The sequence below is a fragment of the Bradyrhizobium ferriligni genome, assembly GCF_056837965.1.
The window spans coordinates 60,667-78,239 of record NZ_JBXEJO010000048.1; the positions used below are offsets into that span (position 1 = coordinate 60,667).

At 64.4% G+C, this 17,573-nt stretch carries 16 protein-coding genes; 2 read left to right on the forward strand and 14 right to left on the reverse strand.

From position 1 onward, the window contains the following. Positions 1-95: 95 nt before the first annotated feature. The 11 genes from rseP to AC1VNY_RS26750 form a co-directional block, all read right to left on the reverse strand. Complete coding sequence (gene rseP / locus AC1VNY_RS26700; RefSeq protein ID WP_038385109.1) at positions 96-1,247, reverse strand: RIP metalloprotease RseP; 1,152 nt, start codon at positions 1,245-1,247, stop codon at positions 96-98. Between the two features lie 43 nt (positions 1,248-1,290). Further along, on the reverse strand, positions 1,291-2,517 hold the full coding sequence (dxr, locus tag AC1VNY_RS26705; RefSeq protein ID WP_482407438.1) for a 1-deoxy-D-xylulose-5-phosphate reductoisomerase: 1,227 nt from the start codon (positions 2,515-2,517) through the stop codon (positions 1,291-1,293). A gap of 4 nt (positions 2,518-2,521) precedes the next feature. Further along, complete coding sequence (locus AC1VNY_RS26710; RefSeq protein WP_304495535.1) at positions 2,522-3,370, reverse strand: phosphatidate cytidylyltransferase; 849 nt, start codon at positions 3,368-3,370, stop codon at positions 2,522-2,524. Further along, complete coding sequence (locus AC1VNY_RS26715; protein ID WP_038385105.1) at positions 3,367-4,125, reverse strand: isoprenyl transferase; 759 nt, start codon at positions 4,123-4,125, stop codon at positions 3,367-3,369. The genes AC1VNY_RS26710 and AC1VNY_RS26715 overlap by 4 nt, the downstream gene beginning before the upstream one ends. A 20-nt stretch (positions 4,126-4,145) precedes the next feature. Further along, on the reverse strand, positions 4,146-4,709 hold the full coding sequence (gene frr, locus AC1VNY_RS26720; RefSeq protein ID WP_016844334.1) for a ribosome recycling factor: 564 nt from the start codon (positions 4,707-4,709) through the stop codon (positions 4,146-4,148). A 50-nt stretch (positions 4,710-4,759) separates the two neighbouring features. After that, complete coding sequence (gene pyrH / locus AC1VNY_RS26725) at positions 4,760-5,476, reverse strand: UMP kinase (protein ID WP_038385104.1); 717 nt, start codon at positions 5,474-5,476, stop codon at positions 4,760-4,762. 73 nt (positions 5,477-5,549) lie between these two features. Further along, on the reverse strand, positions 5,550-6,473 hold the full coding sequence (gene tsf, locus AC1VNY_RS26730; RefSeq protein WP_028339654.1) for a translation elongation factor Ts: 924 nt from the start codon (positions 6,471-6,473) through the stop codon (positions 5,550-5,552). A 127-nt stretch (positions 6,474-6,600) separates the two neighbouring features. Further along, complete coding sequence (locus tag AC1VNY_RS26735; protein WP_028339653.1) at positions 6,601-7,593, reverse strand: 30S ribosomal protein S2; 993 nt, start codon at positions 7,591-7,593, stop codon at positions 6,601-6,603. 217 nt (positions 7,594-7,810) lie between these two features. Continuing rightward, entirely contained in the window at positions 7,811-11,335 is a 3,525-nt protein-coding gene (dnaE, locus tag AC1VNY_RS26740) for a DNA polymerase III subunit alpha (protein WP_482407439.1), read from the reverse strand. 812 nt (positions 11,336-12,147) lie between these two features. Then, complete coding sequence (locus AC1VNY_RS26745; RefSeq protein ID WP_249168206.1) at positions 12,148-12,360, reverse strand: GDCCVxC domain-containing (seleno)protein; 213 nt, start codon at positions 12,358-12,360, stop codon at positions 12,148-12,150. Positions 12,361-12,545: 185 nt separating this feature from the next. After that, positions 12,546-13,280, reverse strand: coding sequence for an outer membrane protein (locus AC1VNY_RS26750; RefSeq protein ID WP_482407440.1), 735 nt, complete (start codon positions 13,278-13,280; stop codon positions 12,546-12,548). A gap of 293 nt (positions 13,281-13,573) precedes the next feature. On the opposite strand from AC1VNY_RS26750, the gene AC1VNY_RS26755 reads away from it, so the two are divergent. Beyond that, entirely contained in the window at positions 13,574-13,870 is a 297-nt protein-coding gene (locus AC1VNY_RS26755; RefSeq protein WP_482407441.1) for a DUF3551 domain-containing protein, read from the forward strand. 120 nt (positions 13,871-13,990) lie between these two features. After that, entirely contained in the window at positions 13,991-14,260 is a 270-nt protein-coding gene (locus AC1VNY_RS26760) for a DUF3551 domain-containing protein (protein WP_482407442.1), read from the forward strand. A gap of 109 nt (positions 14,261-14,369) precedes the next feature. On the opposite strand, the gene AC1VNY_RS26765 is transcribed toward AC1VNY_RS26760, so the two are convergent. The 3 genes from AC1VNY_RS26765 to proS form a co-directional block, all read right to left on the reverse strand. Next, positions 14,370-15,068, reverse strand: a complete 699-nt coding sequence (locus AC1VNY_RS26765; protein WP_038385096.1) for an ABC transporter ATP-binding protein — start codon at positions 15,066-15,068, stop codon at positions 14,370-14,372. 9 nt (positions 15,069-15,077) lie between these two features. Next, entirely contained in the window at positions 15,078-16,358 is a 1,281-nt protein-coding gene (locus tag AC1VNY_RS26770; RefSeq protein ID WP_028339647.1) for a lipoprotein-releasing ABC transporter permease subunit, read from the reverse strand. A gap of 72 nt (positions 16,359-16,430) precedes the next feature. After that, positions 16,431-17,573, reverse strand: a 1,143-nt coding sequence (gene proS, locus AC1VNY_RS26775; protein ID WP_482407443.1) for a proline--tRNA ligase, incomplete at its 5' end; no start/stop codon positions are given.

The following is a 17,573-nucleotide window of genomic DNA, read 5'->3' on the forward strand; positions in this document are numbered from 1 at the left end:
ACCAAATTTGCCAAGGGGGCAAACTTACTAGAGCTGAACATTTCCATTTTCGTTCCAAGACGTTGCCCATTGGCAACGCCACAAAAAAGCCCGTTTCAGGACCCGGCGATCCTGAGGATGTCGTTATACGTCGCAAACACCATCAGCATCAGAACCAAACCTAGCCCGATTCGGAAACCCACCTCCTGCGTCCGCTCCGACAGCGGACGTCCCCGCAGCGCCTCCGCGCTGTAGAAAAGCAGGTGTCCGCCATCCAAAAGCGGGATCGGAAACAGGTTCAGCAGGCCGATCGAGACCGACAGGATGGCGCAAAGATTGATCACGAACTGGAACCCGGCGCTCGCGGCCTGCCCCGACAGCTTCGCGATTCCAATGACCCCGCTCACCTCGGCCGGATTGCCGGTTCCAACGAACAGCGACCCCAGGAACTTGAACGTGCTGGAGATGATGTACCAAACCTGCTCGACGCCGATCTTCAGGGCCTCCAGCACGCCGACCGAGGCGCTGGTCGCCTCGCCGACCTGAGCCTTGTGCTCGATTCCGAGCACGCCGATTCGGTGGGCATTGCCGAACGGGTCCTTGACCTCCCTGAGCGCCGGCGTCGCCTTGAGCGCGACGATCGCGCCATCGCGCTTCACCTTGAACCCAAGCTCTGAACCGGCGTTCGAGGCTACAATCCGCTGCATGTCGGCGAAGCTCTGGATCGCGCTGCCGTCGATATCCACGACGACATCACCGACCTTGAAGCCGGCGTTCGCGGCGACGCTTTCGGCCACCAGGCCGTCGACCCGGGCGATCGTGCTCGGCTTGCCGTAGTAGAGCGCCATGCCCGCGAAAATCAGGGCGCCCAGGATGAAATTGGCGATCGGGCCGGCCGCAACGATGGCGGTGCGCTTTCCGACCGACTTGTGATGGAAGCTGCCCTCGCGCTCTTCCGCCGTCATGGCGGCGAGCGTCTCGTTGGACGGCGTCGAAGCCTCGCTGTCGTCGCCGAAGAATTTGACGTAGCCGCCGAGCGGTATCGCCGAGATCTTCCAGCGCGTGCCATGCCGGTCGTTGAAGCCGGCGAGCTCCGGCCCGAAGCCCAGCGAGAACGTCAACACCTTCACGCCAGCCCAGCGCGCGACCAGGAAGTGGCCGAGCTCGTGGAAGAAGACGACGATGGTCAGGACGAAGAGGAAGGGAACGATGGTACCGAGAAGCCCATGACTCAACGCATTGATACTATGAATAAAATACTCGGGCATTCGATTTCCCTCGACAAGAGCCAAAGGCTCCGCCCCCAACCCTCTAGGTTGCCTTTAAGGCAATTTGAGGCAATAGGGCGGCAGCTTTATTTCGCGCGATATGGTCAACGGAAATCGCATCATCCGCCGAGCGCAGTGGTGGCTGATTCCCTGACTTGATCCAATCGTTCATCGTCGCCTCGACCAGCCGGGCGATCGCGCCGAACTTGATCCTGCCGGCGATAAACGCGGCGACCGCGATCTCGTTCGCGGCGTTGTAGACCGTCGTCGCGCCGTGCCCCATCCGCAGCGCCTCGTATGCCAGCCGCAGCCCCGGGAAGCGTTCAAAGTCCGGCGCTTCGAAGGTGAGCTGTCCGATCTTGGCGAGATCGAGCTTGGCGGACGGGCCGACGACGCGGTCGGGCCAGCCGAGGCAATGCGCGATCGGGATCCGCATATCGGGCGTGCCGAGCTGGGCCACCACTGAGCGATCGGAGAACTCGACCATGCCGTGGATGATCGACTGCGGGTGCACCAGCACGTCGATTTCATCGGGCGTCAGAGCGAACAGATAGGACGCCTCGATCACCTCGAGACCCTTGTTCATCATCGACGCGGAATCGATCGTGATCTTCTGCCCCATGCTCCAATTGGGATGTTTCAGCGCCTGTTCCAGCGTCGCCTGCTCGATGTCGGCGGGGGCCCAGGTGCGGAACGGCCCGCCGGACGCGGTGATGATCACCCTCGTCAGTTCCTCGCGATTGCCGGAAGCCAGCGCCTGAAACAGCGCATTGTGCTCGGAGTCCGCCGGCAGAATGCAGGCGCCGGCCTTCTTGGCCCGCTCCATGAAGATATCGCCGGCGCAGACCAAACATTCCTTGTTGGCGAGCGCGACGGTGGCGCCGCGATCGACCGCGGCAAGCGCCGGCTTCAGCCCGGCCGCGCCGCTGACCGCCGCCATCACCCAATCGGCGGGCCGCGCGGCCGCCTCGATGATCGCGCTCTCCCCGGCCCCGCATTCGGTCCGGGTTCCAGCCAGCGCGTCCTTCAGCTCCGAAAGCTTCGCCGGATCGGCAATGGCGGCGAACCGCGCGCCGAATTCCTTGGCCAGCTTGGCGAGGCCCTCGACATTGCTGTTCGCGGTCAGCGCCTCGACCCGGTAGCGGTCGCGCGCGCCGCGCAGCAGATCCATGGTGCTGTCGCCGATCGAGCCGGTGGCACCGAGGACGGTCACGGTCCGCACGGCGGACACCGCCGCGGCCTTGTTGTTACGCAACGGAACTGCGCTCATCTCATCACCAAACCATAAGACCGCGCCCGACGCCATCGGCGCCACCACGGAGAAAGCCGAAAATCGCCGCCACAATGACGGCCGCGACAAATCCGTCCAGGCGGTCCAGGAGGCCGCCGTGACCGGGAATGATGTGACTCGAATCCTTCACGCCGAACCGCCGCTTCACCGCGGATTCGAAGAGATCGCCGAGTTGCGAGACCACAGACAACACGGCGCCGAGCATCAAGAGCGGACCGGTCGAGCCGATCTCAAAGGCGGCAAAGCCGGCAGCGACCAGCAGGCTCGCCACGAAGCCGCCAACCGCGCCCGCCCACGTCTTCTTCGGGCTGACCCGCACCCAGAGCTTCGGCCCGCCGATGCTGCGGCCCGCGAAGTAACCGCCGATATCGGTGACCCACACGATCAGCAACACGAACATCAGCGCGGCAAAGCCCTTCGCCGTGTCGAGGCGCAGCAGGACCGACGCGATCTCGGCCCCTGCCGCATAGAGCAATCCCGCAATGGCCCAGTTCCGCCGCGCGCCCGACGTCAATGCCACAACAACCGCACCGACGGCGAGCACGATCAGGGCCGCATCGATACGGCCGGCCATCAGGCACAGTCCGGCGAGCAGCAACGCGATCACACCGGGCACCAGGATCCGGAGCTCGCGTCCGAGTCCGGTGACAACAAGCCATTCCGCGAACAATCCGGCCGCCGCCAATGTCACAAGGAGCGACCAGGCGACGCCACCCATATAGGCCAGCGCGATCGCAACCGGCGCCAGCACCAGCGCAGCAATCACGCGCATCGCGAGATTGCGCGACCCCTGTTCGTTTGCTGCCGCCGGCGCGGCCTCGCCCTCGGTCACGATCCGGTTTTCGCAGCGAGCCCGCCGAACCGGCGCTCGCGCTTGCCGTATTCCGCAATCGCGCCTTCGAGCGCCGCCTTGTCGAAATCCGGCCAGTGAATCGGCACGAACACGAGCTCGCTATAGGCGGCCTGCCACATCAGGAAGTTGGACAGACGCTGCTCGCCGCTGGTGCGGATAATCAGATCCGGATCCGGGATGTCGGGCGCATCGAGATATTGCCCGAGCGTGTCGGCATCGATGGAGCTGGCGTCGCGCTTGCCTTCGGCGACCTCGCGCGCAAGGCGCCGCGCTGCGGAAGCGATCTCCGCGCGCGAACCGTAGTTGAAGGCGACCACGAGGTTGAGCTTGTCGTTATTCCTGGTCAGCTCCTCGGCTTCGTTGAGCAGCGCGCAGATGTCGGCGTCGAGGCCGTCACGCTCGCCGATCACGCGCACCCGCACCCCATCGCGGTGCAGCGTCGCCAGATCGTTGCGGATGAAGCGGCGCAACAGGCCGAACAAATCGCCGATCTCGCTGGCCGGCCGCGACCAGTTCTCCGAGCTGAAGGAAAAGATCGTGAGATAGACGATGCCGAGTTCATGGGCTGCACGCACCACGCGGCGCAGCGCCTCGACGCCGCGGCGGTGGCCCTCGACGCGCGGCAGGCCGCGCGACTTGGCCCAGCGCCCGTTGCCGTCCATGATGACAGCCACATGCAACGGACTGCCGGAGCGATCCGGTCCGTCAGTTGCTGGGGCGGCGGCGTTCGACATCGGCTGTTTCCGTAGCGCCTTCAGACCGTCAGGATTTCCTTTTCCTTGGCAGCGAGCAGCTGATCGATTTCGGCGATCATGCCGTCGGTCGCCTTCTGCACCTCGTTCGACAGGCGCTCCTGATCGTCCTCGGAGATCTCGTGATTCTTCTCGAGCTTCTTGATCACGTCGAGACCGTCGCGGCGCACGTGGCGCACGGCGACCTTGGCCGCTTCGGCGTATTTGTGCGCGACCTTGACGAGCTCCTTGCGGCGCTCCTCGTTGAGCTCGGGAATCCGCAAGCGCAACACCTGCCCTTCGGTCGCGGGCGACAGGCCGAGATTGGAATCGACGATCGCCTTTTCGACCGCCTTCACCATCGTCTTGTCCCAGACCTGCACCGAGAGCAGGCGCGGCTCGGGCACGCTGATGGTCGCAACCTGGTTGAGCGGCATATGCGAGCCGTAAGCCTCGACCTGGACCGGCTCCAGCATGGAGGCCGCAGCACGGCCGGTGCGCAGACCGCCGAGCTCGTGCTTGAGCGATTGTGTGGCACCCTGCATGCGGCGCTTCACGTCGTTGATGTCAAAACCAGGTGCGGCCATGACGTTCTCCCTTCCCTAGAAACCGGCTGTCGACGCCCGGAGGCGCGGCATCAGCCGGCGACGACCGTGCCGTGTCCGGTACCGCGCAGAATCGCACCGATCGAACCGGGCTCCGCGATCGAGAACACGATGATAGGCAGCGACGTCTCGCGGGCAAGCGCGAAAGCGGTCGCGTCCATGACCTTGTAGCCGCCCTCGATCGCCTGCGAATGGGTCAGGCGGTCGAAGCGCTTGGCTTTGGGGTCCTTCTTCGGATCGGCGCTGTAGACGCCGTCGACATTGGTGGCCTTCAGCACCGCCTGCGCGCCGATTTCGGCCGCGCGGAGCACGGCGGTGGTGTCGGTCGTGAAGAACGGGTTGCCGGTTCCACCGCCGAGCAGAACGATGCGTCCCTCGGCGAGATATTTGTGCGTTGCACTACGGGTGAACAGCTCGGAGATTTCCGGCATCACGAATGCCGACAGGGTCCGCGCCGGGGTTCCCTTGCGCTCGATCGCCGCCTCCAGCGCGAGGCAGTTCATCATGGTGGCAAGCATGCCCATGGTGTCGCCGGTCGGCCGGGAGACGCCGCGCGAGGACACCTCGACGCCGCGGACGATGTTGCCGCCGCCGATCACGACGGCGACCTCGATGCCGAGCTTGCGGGCTGCGATCAGGTCGTCGGCGACGCGATCGACCGTCGGTTGATCGATACCGAAACCGTGGGAGCCGGCCAGATATTCGCCGGACAGCTTGATCACCACGCGACGATAGATCGGCTCAGCCATGATGCGATCGCTTTCCTATCCCGCGCAGGCAGGCTTCCGGCGCAAAGCGCCGGAGGCCCTCTGGTGTCAGCGGTTACTTCTTGCCGCTGGCGGCCGCGACTTCGGCGGCGAAGTCGCTCTCCTGCTTCTCGATTCCCTCACCGAGAGCATAGTTCACAAAGCCAGCGATTTTGATCGCCCCGCCGACCTTACCCTCAGCTTCCTTCACCGCCTGGGCAACCGACTTGCCGCTGTCGTGGATAAAGGCCTGATCGAGCAGGCAGACCTCCTTGTAGTAGGTCTTCAGGCCGGAATCGACGATCTTCTCGATGACGTTCTCCGGCTTGCCCTGCTGGCGGTACTTGTCGGCCAGCACGTCCTTCTCGCGCTTGACGGTCTCCGGATCGAGCCCGGCCGGGTCGAGCGCCAGCGGCTTCGCCGCCGCCACGTGCATGGCGAGCTGGCGGCCGAGCACCGCGAGCTCGTCGGCCTTGCCGGCGGACTCCAGCGCCACGATCACGCCGATCTTGCCAGCGCCCTCGACGACCGCGTTGTGGACATAGCTCGACACCACGCCCTTGCTCACCTCGAGCGAAGCGGCGCGGCGCAGCGTCATGTTCTCGCCGATGGTCGCGATCGCGTCGGAGATCGCGGTCTCGACGGTAACGTCGCCGACCTTGGCCGCCTTGATGGTCTCGACATCGGCCCCATTGTGCAGCGCGACCTGGGCGATCATCTTGACCAGGCCCTGGAACTGCTCATTGCGCGCAACGAAGTCGGTCTCCGAGTTGACCTCGACGAGCACGCCCTTGGTGCCGGAGGTCAGCGCGCCGATCAGGCCCTCGGCCGCGACGCGGCCGGCCTTCTTGGCGGCCTTGGAGAGGCCCTTCTTGCGCAGCCAATCCTGCGCTTCCTGCATGTCGCCGTTGTTCTCGGTCAGCGCCGCCTTGCAATCCATCATGCCCGCGCCGGTCGACTCGCGGAGCTCCTTGACCATCGCTGCTGTGATCGTTGCCATCGTTCAATGTCCTTCTTGCCTGTACAGAAACCGCGGCGCCCGATGGCGCCGCTGTCTGCGACAGGGAAATCGTTGTTCGTGGAATAGAAGCGGCGGCCGGGCGAGACCCGGCCACGCCGCGTAACCTTTATTCCGCTTCGGCGAGCGTCTTGGCCTGGGCGACCCAGGCGTCGGCACGGCTCGGCAGACCGACTTCTTCGCCGATCTTGTGCGCGGTGTCGTGATCGAGCTCGGCGAGCTGCCAGTAGTGGAAGATGCCGAGGTCGTTGAGCTTCTTCTCGATCGCACCGGACACGCCGGTGAGCTTCTTGAGGTTGTCGGCGGTGCCGCGCGGGCCGGCGAGGCCCTGGAAGCCGGACGGCGCAGCCGCCGGAAGGTCTTCCTGCACGGGCGTCGCCGACGCGCCGATGTCGATTCCGGAATCGCCCTGAGCGCGCGAGATGCCGTCGATGGCGGCGCGCGCCACGAGATCGCAATACAGCGAGATCGCGCGGCCGGCGTCGTCATTGCCCGGCACCACATAGGTGATGCCCTTCGGGTCCGAATTGGTGTCGACGATCGCGGCGACCGGGATGTTGAGCCGCTGGGCTTCCTGGATCGCGATGTCTTCCTTGTTGGTGTCGATCACGAAGATCATGTCGGGAAGACCGCCCATGTCCTTGATGCCGCCGAGCGAACGGTCGAGCTTGTCGCGCTCGCGCTGCAGCGTCAGCCGCTCTTTCTTGGTGTAGGAGTTGGCTTCGCCCGACGACAGCACGTCGTCAAGATGACGCAGGCGCTTGATCGAGGCCGAGATCGTCTTCCAGTTGGTCAGCGTGCCGCCGAGCCAGCGCGAGTTGACGAAGTACTGCGCCGAACGCTTGGCAGCGTCGGCAACGCCGTCCTGGGCCGAGCGCTTGGTGCCGACGAACAGGATGCGGCCGCCCTTGGCGACGGTATCGCTGACCGCCTGCAAGGCACGGTGCAGCATCGGCACGGTCTGCGCGAGGTCGATGATGTGGATGTTGTTGCGGGCGCCGAAGATGTAATCCTGCATCTTCGGATTCCAGCGGTGGGCCTGATGGCCAAAGTGAACGCCAGCTTCCAAAAGCTGACGCATGTTGAATTCGGGCAGCGACATAGATCTAATTCTCCGGTTGGTTCCTCCGGAAACGTGTGAGCAAACGTGCCTGAATGGCCCGGTTGCCACCGGACGGCCTTGAGAGCCATGTTTCCGTGTGAGATGGCGCGCTATATAGCGCGATTTGCGCGAGAAGCAAGGAAATACGGCCGGTTACACCGGCCGGCCGGGCCCAAATCGTGCCGAAATGGCCCTGTTTGGCGCCCGAAACCTCCCTTTAGAGGGTCTGCACGTCGACCACGCCCGCCACCGCCTTGATCGCGCCGGCGATCTGCGGCGAGACCTTGTAGCGGCCGGGCAGCTTCATCTCCACCTCGGTTTCGAGGTCCAGCATCATCACCAGCGAGACGTCGCCATCGGCCCCTGCCGCCGGTGGCGGCGCGGAGGCCGGCTTCACGGCCGGTGCCTTTGCGCCGCCGCCCGGGGCGGGCGCGGCTTCCGGCATGTTGAGGCGGCGGGCGATTGAATCCAGCGGCTTGGTGTCGCGCACGAAGATGCGCAGGCCTTTCTGCGTCTTGGCCGCGGCGTGATCCAGCGGCTCGGCGTGCAGCACCCTCGCCCGCACGTCCTCGCCCTGCAATTCGGCCCCGAGCTGCAACAGCACGGCCGCCCCCGGCTCGAGCACGTCGCGGTATTGCGCAAGGCCCTCCGAGAACAGCACCGCCTCGAAATGGCCGGTCGGGTCCGACAGGCCCATGATGCCCATCTTGTTGCCGGTCTTGGTGCGCCGCTCCATGCGCGACACCACGGTTGCCGCGACCTTGCCCGCGGTGGCGCCGGTCTTCACCGCGCGCGAGAATTCCGCCCAGGACTGCACGCGCAGCCGCTTCAGCGCGGTCGCGTAATCGTCGAGCGGATGGCCCGACAGGAAGAAGCCGATCGCGTCGTATTCGCGCCGCAGCCGGTCCGCGGGCAGCCACGGCTCGATCTGCGGCAGCATGATGCTCGGCGCATCCGCCGCGCCGCCGAACATGTCGTTCTGGCCCGAGGTCGCCGCCTCATGGCTGCGCTGGCAGGCGGCGAGGATCGCATCGGCGCCGGCGAAGACGCGCGCGCGGTTCGGCTCCAGCGTGTCGAAGGCGCCGGCCGCCGCAAGACTCTCGATGATCCGCTTGTTGACGGCGCGCGGGCTCACCCTTGCTGCGAAATCGGCGAGCGAGGTGAAGGCGCCCTTCCTGTTGCGCTCCTCGATGATCTGCTCGACCGCCTGGATGCCGACGCCCTTCAGCGCCGCGAGCGCGTAGTAGATCGTGTTGTCGCTGACCTCGAAGGTCGCGCCGGAGCGATTGATGTTGGGCGCCTCGACCTTGATGCCGAGCCGCTGCGCCTCGGAACGAAATTCGGAGAGCTTGTCGGTGTTGTTGAGTTCGAGCGTCATCGACGCGGCGAGGAACTCAACCGGGTAATGCGCCTTCATATAGGCGGTGTGGTACGACACCAGCGCATAGGCGGCCGCGTGGCTCTTGTTGAAGCCGTAGTCGGCGAACTTGGCGAGCAGCTCGAAGATCGTCTCGGCCTGGCCCTTCGCCACGCCGTTCTTCATCGCACCGGCGACGAAGATGTCGCGCTGCTTGTCCATCTCGGCGCGGATCTTCTTGCCCATCGCGCGGCGCAGCAGGTCGGCCTGGCCGAGCGAGTAGCCCGCCATCTGCTGCGCGATCTGCATCACCTGTTCCTGATAGATGATGACGCCGAAGGTCTCCTTCAGGATCGGCTCCAGGATCGGATGCAGATATTCCGATTCCTCGTCACCGTGCTTGCGCGCGCAATAGGTCGGGATGTTCGCCATCGGGCCCGGGCGATACAGCGCCACCAGCGCGATGATGTCCTCGAAGCGGTCCGGCCGCATGTCGATCAGCGCGCGCCGCATGCCCTGGCTTTCCACCTGGAACACGCCGACGACATCGCCCCGCGCCAGCATTTGATAGCTCGGCGCATCGTCGATCGGCAGCGTCGCGAGATCGACATCAACGTCGCGCTGCTTGAGCAGCTTCACCGCGACGTCGAGCACGGTCAGCGTCTTCAGGCCGAGGAAGTCGAATTTCACGAGGCCCGCCGGCTCGACCCATTTCATGTTGAACTGGGTGACCGGCATATCGGATTTCGGATCGCGGTAGAGCGGCACCAGCTCGCTCAGCGGCCGGTCGCCGATCACGATGCCGGCGGCATGGGTCGAGGCGTGGCGCGTCAGACCTTCGAGGCGCTGCGCGATATCGAACGCACGCGCCACCACCGGATCCTCGTCGCGGAACGCCTGCAGCTTCGGCTCGCCCTCGATCGCCTGCGCCAGCGTCACCGGGGCTGCGGGATTCTGCGGCACCAGCTTGGTCAGCTTGTCGACCTGCCCATAAGGCATCTGCAGCACGCGCCCGACGTCGCGCAGCACGCCGCGCGCCTGCAGCGTACCGAAGGTGATGATCTGCGCCACCTGGTCGCGGCCGTAGCGCTCCTGCACGTACTGGATCACCTCGCCGCGGCGATCCTGGCAGAAGTCGATGTCGAAGTCCGGCATCGAGACGCGTTCGGGATTGAGGAAGCGCTCGAACAGCAGCGCAAACCGCATCGGATCGAGGTCGGTGATGGTGAGCACCCAGGCGACCAGCGAGCCCGCGCCGGAGCCGCGGCCCGGTCCGACCGGAATGCCCTGCGCCTTCGCCCATTTGATGAAGTCGGAGACGATCAGGAAGTAGCCCGCATATTTCATGCGGGTGATGACGTCGAGCTCGAACGCAAGCCGCTTGCTGTAGTCTTCCTCGGTCATTCCCGGCGAGAGACCGTGCACCCGCAGGCGATTCGCGAGCCCCTCCTCGGCCTGGCGTTTCAGCTCGGCGGCCTCGTCGGCGGCGGCATCGGCGCTGGCGGCGGCCCCCACCGTGAAGAACGGCAGGATCGGCTTGCGGGTCTTCGGCCGGAACGAGCAGCGCTCGGCGATCTCCACCGTCGAGGCGAGCGCCTCCGGGATGTCGGCGAACAGCACCGCCATTTCCGCGCGGGTCTTGAAGCGGTGATCCGGGGTCAGTTGCTCGCGGTTGGTCTCGGCGATCAGGTGGCCGCCGGCGATGCAGAGCAGCGCGTCATGCGATTCGTAGTCGTCATTGCTGGCGAAATACGGCTCGTTGGTCGCGACCAGCGGCAGGCCCTTGCCGTAGGCGAGGTCGATCAGGCCGCCCTCGGTGCGGCGTTCCTTGTCGGCGCCGTGGCGCTGCAACTCGATGTAGAGGCGATCGCCGAACAGGCTGGCCAGGCGCTCGCAGCGGGTGGTTGCCAGCGCCGCCTGTTCAGCCCGGAGCGCCAGCGCGATCGGCCCGTCGGGGCCGCCGGTCAGCGCGATCAGGTCTTCGGCGTCGTCGGTGAGCCAATCGAACTTGATGTGCGGGGTCTGGTTGACCGGCGTCTCCAGGAACGCCCGCGAGTTCAGCCGCATCAGGCTGCGGTAGCCGCGCTCGCGCGCCGCCAGCAGCACGATTCGCGCCGGGCCCGTCGTCGCAAGGATGCTCCGCGTATTCGGATCGACGTCGCCGAAATCCACCGCCAGCTCGCAGCCGACGATCGGCTGGATGCCGTAGCCGGCCATCTTGTCGGAGAATTCCAGCGCCCCGAACATGTTGTCGGTATCGGTCAGCGCCAGCGCCGGCTGGCGGTCGGCCTTCGCGAGCTCGCCCAGCTTGGCGATCTTGATCGAGCCCTTCAGCAGCGAATAGGCGGAATGAACGTGAAGATGAACGAATCCGGCATTCGGCATGGCTGCTTACGGAAGCTCTTGGGTCAGGGATGGAGCGAGCGCCTGGGCCGGAACTCGAAAGCGTCAGACCCGACTCGCGATCCCATCGTGGGGCCTGAACCCTGCCAAGTCCACGCCGAACGCGGCGTGGCGGCAAGTCCTCCCGCTTTTCCCCAAGGGCAAACCATGCCGCCGGCTATGCCCCAGTCCCCGCGGGCACATTTTCAGAACTGGGTGATCAGCTGGGCCCACACCGCGATCATCCCGACGAACAGCGTGATCGATGCCAGCGCTGCAGCTTCCTGCACGAAAATCTTCAACATAGCCGCCCTCCCTGAACTGGAACGTATGCAGAACATTGTTCCTTTTTTGTTCTAGGAGTCAAGCAACGGTAATGGGTCAGTTTGAAAACTGCCCCCGAAAGAATTCCCTTGGTTAATTGTGGCAGGAAGTGGCAGCGACTCGATAGTTTGAAGCCTTGCTGCGCTCAGCGCAGGACGTGCCGATTCACTTCTCAAACTGGGCTGCCAGCGTTGCTTGGGTAGTGGGTCAGTTTGATTGTGGCAGTCGGCCGGGGTGGAAATTGGCTGGCACAGGGTGCATATTTGCTCCATGAGCCACTGGCTAAAAACTGCCTTGATCATTTTCGGCTTGTGCGCCGGGTGGATGGCCTTTGGTTACTTGACCACCGATGACGATGAGATCGTCCGAATCGTTGCGGCGCAAAAATGACCCCTAAACGCCCCAGAGACCCCAACCTCTGTGGTTAATTCCAGACCGGCCGACGTCTCGCCGCCGATCCGGATGGCGAGCTGGTCGGAGGCTCCTGCGAGCTAGTTACCGCAGCAATTCCCCGCCTGCTTCGGCGGGCACGGGACCGTTCCGTAGGAGCAAAACACGCAGCAATCTCCTGCTTTCGGTTTCAGGCGAGTGCCGCACCCCTTGCAGTCATAGAAGAACCGGCAGGCATCGGTCGGCATCGTCTCGATGGAGACGTGGCCGCAGGATGGGCACGTCAGTTCGGAGATAAGCTGCACGTTCGTCATGCCCCGAATATGCGGCGTTGACCGTTCGATTGGAAAGCCCCCGCCCAATCAAACCTAACCTGAATCCCGGAGCGGAGGAGCAAAGCCAATCCCCTGCTCCGGGCCGACGGGCTGCGCCGCCAGGCCAACAAAAAACCCCGGGCCGAAGCCCGGGGTTTTCGATGCCGCTTGAACTAAGCGAGCGATCAGTACTTCGCGATGACCGGGCCACCGAACTTGTAGTTCAGACGGCCGAGGACCATGTCGGTGTCGCCACCGGAGTGGAAGCCGGTCACGGCAACACCAGCCGGGGTCACGAAGGTCGCGCCATGGGTGTCTTCGAAGATGTGGTTGTACTCGACGCCGAGCGACCAGCCCTGCGAGAAGGCGAATTCGAGGCCAACGCCGACCGTCGGGCTCCAACGGGTGTCGAAGCCGGTTTCGGACGCCAGATTGCCGGCCGCGTTGAGGAACTGGAAGTTGCGATCGGTGACCGCAGCACCGCCCTTGGCGTACAGCAGGACGTTGTTCCAGGCGTAGCCGATCTGACCGGTGAACAGGCCGAACGCATCGGTCTTCGAGCGAACGATGCCGCCCGGGACGACCAGGTTGCCGGTGCTGCCGGAGAAGTCAGCCCAGTTGCCCTGAGCTTCCAGACCGAACACCCAGCCGCCGGCCTGCCAGCGGTAGCCGATCTGGCCACCGACGGTGCCGCCGTTGGCGTCGAAGCTTCCGACGCCGCCGAAGCCGTCGACCGAACGGTTGTCGTGGCTCTGGCCCCAACCGCCGTTGATACCGATGTAGAAGCCAGTCCAATCATAAACAGCGGCAACCATGGGCGGCGGAGCCTTGGTGTAAGGGCGAGCCGCGAGGTCAGCCGCGGAAGCAGCAGTCGCGCTGAGCGCGATCATGCTGGCGGTGACAAGCAAAATCTTTTTCATTTTCCCGTTCCAACTTTTTCTACAGGCCCCCAAGGCCGCGAGACACCGTCATAGCAGCCCCCGGCGGAATTGCTGTAACTTCGCGGCAACAGGCAGGGCCAAACGACTTCGCTCAAATTTGAAGTTAATACTGTATTACGGGCACTTCCTGGAACTTTTGCCACATAACTGCCGCACAATCTTCACAATTCAGGTCCGCCTGCGCAGCTGCGCGCAAGATCGTGTTGACCGAAACCGGCTTGTCCGATTTGGATCGTCGCCAAGGTCGAATCTTCGCAGCAAAAGGAATGCACATGCGGACGATGATTCTTGCTGCTGCAGCGTCGGTGGCCGCACTCGCAACGCTGGGGACTGCGCCCGCACATGCGGTCGGCGTGCGTTACCCGTTCTGCATTCAGGGCGACCGCTATCCCGGTCTCAGCAACTGCTCCTATCCATCGTATGAGGCGTGCCTGGCCACTGCTTCGGGCATCGGGCAGAACTGCGTCGCCAACCCCTATTATGCCGGCGACAACGACCCGCGCTCCTATCTTCACGTGTCCCCGCGGGACCGCCGTGAGGGCAATTTCCTCGACCTGTTCATCCACTGACGCCCCGATCCGTCAAACACCGGCGCGGGAATGTGAGTTGATCCAGCGCTGCGCGCGGGTGCCTATTCGCGCGCGCTCGGTATCGGCATTGCCGGCGCCCGACCGACGAGGAGATTTCTGATGCGCAGTCTGATTCTGGCACTGTTGCCGGCATTCCTGGCCTTGGCGGCGCCGGCACCAGCCAGCGCCCAGAAATACGATTCGACCTCGCCGGTCTGCAAAACCAACTACCGATGGGGCGGTGAGGATACCGATTGCGGCTACACGTCGATCGCACAGTGCCAGGCCTCGGCGTCCGGCCTGGCGGCGATCTGCATCAATAACCCCTATTATGCCGGACCGCCGGTCGACCGACGGCCGAGACAGCCCGGCAGACGCCCCGCCTATTGAGGATCAAGCGCTTTCCGGGCCGCGTGAAGCAGAGCGAAAAAAGCTCCGAATTCCAGCTCTTAGCGCGCGTTCTTCGCGCGAACAATTACCCGGTTCGCGCGACGGTGCACTATTCGAGCTCGACAACCTGTCCGTTCGAAAGCGACACCCTGCGATCCATTCGCGCGGCGAGATCCAGATTGTGGGTTGCGATCAGCATCGCGACCCGGGTCGCCTTCACGAGTTGCATCAGCGCGCTGAAGACGTGGTCGGCGGTGCCGGGATCGAGATTGCCGGTCGGCTCGTCCGCGAACAGCACCCGGGGCGCGTTGGCGACCGCGCGCGCGATCGCGACACGCTGCTGCTCGCCGCCCGAGAGCTCGGCCGGACGATGGGTGATGCGGTCGCCGAGCCCGAGATAGGAGAGAATCTCGGTCGACCGTTTCACGGTTTCGGAGCGTTTGAGGCCGCGAATCATCTGCGGCAGCATGACGTTTTCGAGCGCCGAGAACTCCGGCAGCAGCCGGTGCGATTGATAGACGAAGCCGATATCGGAACGGCGAATCTGGGTGCGGTCGACGTCGGACATCTGCGAGGTCGGCGTGCCCGCGACATAGACTTCGCCGTCATCGGGGGTCTCCAGCAGGCCCGCGATGTGCAGCAATGTCGACTTGCCGGATCCCGACGGCGCCACCAGCGCCACCGATTGCCCGGGCCACAGCGCGAGCTTGGCGCCGTTCAGGACCGTCAGCGTCGCTTCGCCCTGCCGGTATTCCCGCTTGATGTCATGAAGATAGACGACCGGTGTGTCTTCCGCCCCCTCAGCCATGTGCGCTCCTTATTCGTACCGGAGCGCGTCGACCGGATCGAGGCGCGCGGCGCGCCACGACGGGTAGAGCGTCGCAAGGAAGGACAGCGTCAGCGCCATGATCACGACGGCGAGCGTCTCGCCAAAATCGATTTCAGCAGGCAGCTTCGACAGGAAATACAGCGTGGGATCGAACAGTTCCGTGTTGGTGAGCCACGACAGGAATTGCCTGATGGTTTCGATGTTGAAGCAGATCAGCAAGCCGACCAGCAGACCGACCAGCGTGCCGACGACGCCGATCGATGCGCCGGTGATCAGGAATATCCGCATGATCGAGCCCTGCGAGGCGCCCATGGTGCGCAGGATCGCGATGTCCTGGCCCTTGTCCTTCACCAGCATGATCAGTCCCGAGACGATATTGAGCGCCGCGACCAGCACGATCATGGTCAGGATCAGGAACATCACGTTGCGTTCGACTTGAAGCGCGTTGAAGAAGGTCGAATTGCGCTGCCGCCAGTCGACCAGGAAGACCGGCCGGCCCGCCGCCTCGGTCACCAGCTTGCGGTAGGTCTCGATCTTGTCCGGATTGGTGGTGAACACCTCGATCGAGGACACGTCGTTGTTGCGGTTGAAATAGGCCTGCGCCTCGGTCAGCGGCATGAACACGAAGGTCGAATCATATTCCGACATGCCGATCTCGAACACCGCAGTGATCTTGTAGGGCTTGATGCGCGGTGTGGTGCCCATCGGCGTCACCGCGCCCTTCGGTGAAACCAGCGTGATCATGTCGCCGGCATGCAGCGAAAGCTGATCGGCGAGGCGGCGACCGATCGCGACGCCCTGCCCCTCATCAAAGCCCTCGAGTGAGCCTTGTTTGATGTTCTTGGCGATCGAGGTGAGGTTGTTGAGATCGTCGGCGCGGATGCCGCGGATGAAGACACCGGCGGCATTGAACGGCGACGATCCGAGCCCCTGCCCGTCGACGACGGGCGCGGCGAGGCGGATGCCCTGCACCTGGCTGATGCGGTCGGCGACATCCTTCCAGTCGGTCAGCGGCGATTCCAGCGGCTGCACCAGAATATGTCCGTTGAGGCCGAGGATCTTGTCCAGCAACTCCTTGCGGAAGCCGTTCATGACCGCCATCACCACGATCAGCGTGGCGACGCCGAGCATGATGCCGAGGAACGAAAAGCCGGCGATGACCGAAATGAATCCTTCCTTGCGGCGCGCGCGCAGATAGCGTCCGGACAGCAGCCATTCGAATGGCGCAAAGGGCGGGGTACGGACTGGCTCGCTCATGGTCTCATCCATCTGTCGATAATCCCATGATTCGGGCCAAATGTGGCCGGATTACCCCGCCGATCAGCGCGGCGTGAATAAACTTTAACCCGCGAGCTTCGCGACCACGTCGGCGGGGCTCATGTTGTCGCGTGAGCCGTCGCTGCGACGCTTCACTTCAACCTTGCCGTCCGCAAGCCCCTTGGGTCCGACGAGAATCTGCCACGGGATGCCGATCAGATCGGCCGCGGCGAACTTGGCGCCGGCACGCTGGTCGGTGTCGTCGTAGAGCACGTCGACGCCCTTCGCCGAGAGCTCGCGATAGAGCTGCTCGCAGGCGCCATCGACCGCGGCATCGCCCTGCTTGAGATTGAGGATCGCGGCGCGGAACGGCGCGACGGCCTCGGGCCATTTGATGCCGGCGTCATCGTGACACGCTTCGATGATCGCGCCGACCAGACGCGACACGCCGACCCCGTAGGAGCCGCCATGGATCGGCACGTCGACGCCGTCGGGACCGGCGACCATCGCCTTCATGGTGTCGGAATATTTGGTGCCGAAATAGAAGATCTGGCCGACCTCGATGCCGCGCGTGTTCAGCCGCTTCGCCTCGGGCACTTCCTGTTCGAAGCGCGCGGCCTCGTGGACGTCCTCGGTCGCGGCGTAGACCGAGGTCCACTGCTTGATGATCGGCGTCAGATCACCGTCATAATCGACGTCCTCGCCCGGCACCGGCAGGTCCAGGACATCGCGGTTGATGAAGACGCCGGACTCGCCGGTCTCCGCGAGCACGATGAATTCGTGGCTGAGGTCGCCGCCGATCGGGCCGGTCTCGGCCCGCATCGGGATCGCCTTCAGGCCCATCCGCGCAAAGGTGCGTAAATAGGCCACGAACATCTTGTTGTAGGAGCGCCGCGCGCCGGCCTCGTCGAGGTCGAACGAATAGGCGTCCTTCATCAGGAACTCACGGCCGCGCATCACGCCGAACCGCGGACGCTGCTCGTCGCGGAACTTCCACTGGATGTGGTAGAGGTTGAGCGGCAGGTTCTTGTAGGACTTGATGTAGGCGCGGAAAATCTCCGTGATCATTTCCTCGTTGGTCGGCCCGTACAACAGCTCGCGCTTGTGACGATCGAGGATGCGCAGCATCTCCGGGCCGTAGGCGTCGTAGCGACCGCTTTCGCGCCAGAGATCGGCGAGCTGCAGCGTCGGCATCAAAAGCTCGAGCGCGCCGGCGCGGTCCTGTTC